This window comes from Streptomyces sp. bgisy130 (genome assembly GCF_057708345.1).
Map to the genome: position 1 here is coordinate 1 of NZ_JBYISA010000098.1, position 2,370 is coordinate 2,370.

Below are 2,370 nucleotides of genomic sequence, written 5' to 3' on the forward strand. Positions count from 1 at the left end.
TTTCATGACGGGCCGGCCGGTGATCGCCTCGGTGGCCGCCGAAGGGGGCACCGCACAGGAGGTGCTGCGCTCGGGCGCCGGGACGGTGCTCGCCCCGGAGGACCCCAAGGCGCTCCTGGCGGAGGTCCGGGCGCTCGCCGACGACCCGGGGCGGGCGTCCCGGCTGGGAGCCTGCGGCCCGGAGTACGTCGAGCAGCGGCTCAGCAGCCGGGCCGGTCTGGAGCGGATCACCGAACTGCTGCGGATCGCGCGGGCAGCCGGACGGTAGGTCCTGTCGTCAAACTCCCGTCGTCTGCCCGAAGGGCAGGCCGCGCGGCGTCTGGTGCGTGCGATCGCAAGGCGGAGGGTCGTCCTCGTAATGGGTCTACCTGGACGATCCGACAACGCAGCGAGCGTGCGTGCCAGGCGCCGCGCGGCAGGCGGGAGTTTGACGACAGGACCTAGCCGCAGGCGGCGGGGGCACCGGCCCCCGCCGCCCCGGTCATCGTGCGCCGGGCCGGGCGAGGGACCCGTACCACCCCTCCAGCCGGTCGGCCACGGCCGCCAGCGAGAACTCCGCCTCGACGGCCGCACGACCGGCCCGGGTGACACGCTCCCGCAGCGGTCGGTCCTCCAGCAGCCGCAGCACCGCGTCCGCCAGCTGCTCCGGCGAACCGTCGGTCACCACAGCGGCCTCGCGCCGCCGGAGCGTCCCGGCGATCCCGCAGCTGCCGGTGCAGACCACCGGGGTGCCCACCGCCAGGGACTCCAGCACGCTCATCGGGAACGGCTCGTCGACGCTGGGCAGCACGTAGATGGTGGCCTGCGCGGTCCGCCGCACCGCGGCGTCGTGGTCGAGGGCCCCGCCGTACGTCACGACCTCGCCCAGCCCCTCCTCGGCGATCAGCCGCCGCACCTCCGCCAGCCGCCCCTCGTCCGAACCGTGCAGGGTGAATGACACCTCGGGCCGTTTGCGGTGCACCAGCGCCGCCATCCGCACAAACGCCTCAGGGCGCTTACGGCTCTGTAGCCGCGCGAGGAACAGCACATCGGTCTCCCTGCGCTCCCCGTCGGCCGGGCGGGAGCGGACGCCGTTGGGGAGCCGGACCAGCCGTGGTCCGCGCGGGCCCAGGACCTTCCGCAGCCCGGTCTCCTCCTCGTCGGTCAGGACCAGGGCCGCGGCCGCCCGCCGCAGCAGCGGGACATACACCCGGTCGAAGAGCCGGGCCACCGCCGAGCCGCGGGGCTGGACCATGCCATGGGTCTGCACGAGGAAGGGCCGGCGGCGCACCACGGCCACCACGAGCGCGGCCAGGGACACCAGGTCCCGCCCGGCGTGCAGATGCAGGGCGTCGGCCCGGCCCACCCGCCGCCAGAGCGTGGGCAGCAGCCCGGGGTGGAACAGGCCCAGGAAGCCCTGCCCCGGCACGAGCGTGCGGGCGGTCCGGGCGCGCAGCGGCACCCCGTCCACCGACCGCGGGGGCGCGCTCCGGCCCCGCCACAGCGAGACCAGCTCCACCTCGTGCCCCCGCGCGGCCAGTTCGCCCAGCTGCCCGGTGGCCACGCTCACCGGACCGCCGTACGCCCCGTCGTCGCTGACCAGCGTCACCACATGGGTGATCCTCATACGCCACCTCCGGTGGTGTGCACGGCACCCGGCGGCACATCGCGGTGGGCGACCACGCCGGCCCCGACCACCGCACCCGCTCCGACGGTGACGCCGCGCAGCACCATGGCACGGGCGGCCACCCAGGACCCGGGCTCCAGCCGGATCGGCGCGTTGTCGAACTCGAAGGTGGGCGACTTGCGTTGGTGGCTTCCGGTGCACAGCACGGCACCCTGGGACACACAGACATCATGGCCGATATTGATCGGCTCCAGGTTGATCAGCCAGGAGTCCTCACCCACCCAGACGTCATCGCCGACCGTCAGCTTCCACGGCCACTGCACCCGCACCCGGTGCCGGATGAGCACCCGCTCGCCGACCCGGGCGCCGAAGAGCCGCAGCACCGCGGGCCGCAGCCGGGGCGGGAACCACCACTTCATGAACAGCACGTTGAGCACGACGAACCAGGCGGCCTGGGCCGCCAGTCCCCGGCCCTTGTCGTAGCCGGCGCCGGTGAAGCCGCGCAGCCGGCGGTCGGTGGCGGTGGCTGTCATCGGTCCACCCGCACCCGTTGGCCGGAGAGCTCGTCCTCCAGCTGCCGCACGTCCGACTCGACCATGATCCGGGCGAGTTCGTCGAACTGCACCTTCGCCGACCAGTCCAGCAGGCTCTTGGCCTTGGACGCATCGCCGATGAGCGCATCCACTTCGGAGGGCCGTTCGTACTTCGGGTCGAAGCGCACATAGCGCTCCCAGTCCAGCCCCACCGCGTCGAAGGCGGCCCGG

The 2,370-nt window shown here is 73.9% G+C and carries 3 protein-coding genes and 1 pseudogene; 1 reads left to right on the forward strand and 3 read right to left on the reverse strand.

Annotated elements, in window-relative coordinates; translation table 11 throughout:
• Positions 1-268: pseudogene (locus AC3EUV_RS38215) on the forward strand (glycosyltransferase WbuB); the annotation flags it as partial.
• 213 nt (positions 269-481) lie between these two features.
• On the opposite strand, the gene AC3EUV_RS38220 reads toward AC3EUV_RS38215, so the two are convergent.
• The 3 genes from AC3EUV_RS38220 to AC3EUV_RS38230 form a co-directional block, all read right to left on the reverse strand.
• The gene (locus AC3EUV_RS38220) at positions 482-1,606 is read right to left on the reverse strand and encodes a glycosyltransferase (protein ID WP_435604886.1); all 1,125 of its coding nucleotides are present in this window, start codon (positions 1,604-1,606) and stop codon (positions 482-484) included.
• Positions 1,603-2,139: a DapH/DapD/GlmU-related protein gene (locus AC3EUV_RS38225; RefSeq protein ID WP_435604887.1), complete on the reverse strand. Its 537-nt coding sequence runs from the start codon at positions 2,137-2,139 to the stop codon at positions 1,603-1,605. The genes AC3EUV_RS38220 and AC3EUV_RS38225 overlap by 4 nt, the downstream gene beginning before the upstream one ends.
• On the reverse strand, positions 2,136-2,370 hold a 235-nt coding region (locus AC3EUV_RS38230), incomplete at its 5' end, for a GDP-mannose 4,6-dehydratase (RefSeq protein WP_432147160.1). The genes AC3EUV_RS38230 and AC3EUV_RS38225, both read right to left, overlap by 4 nt.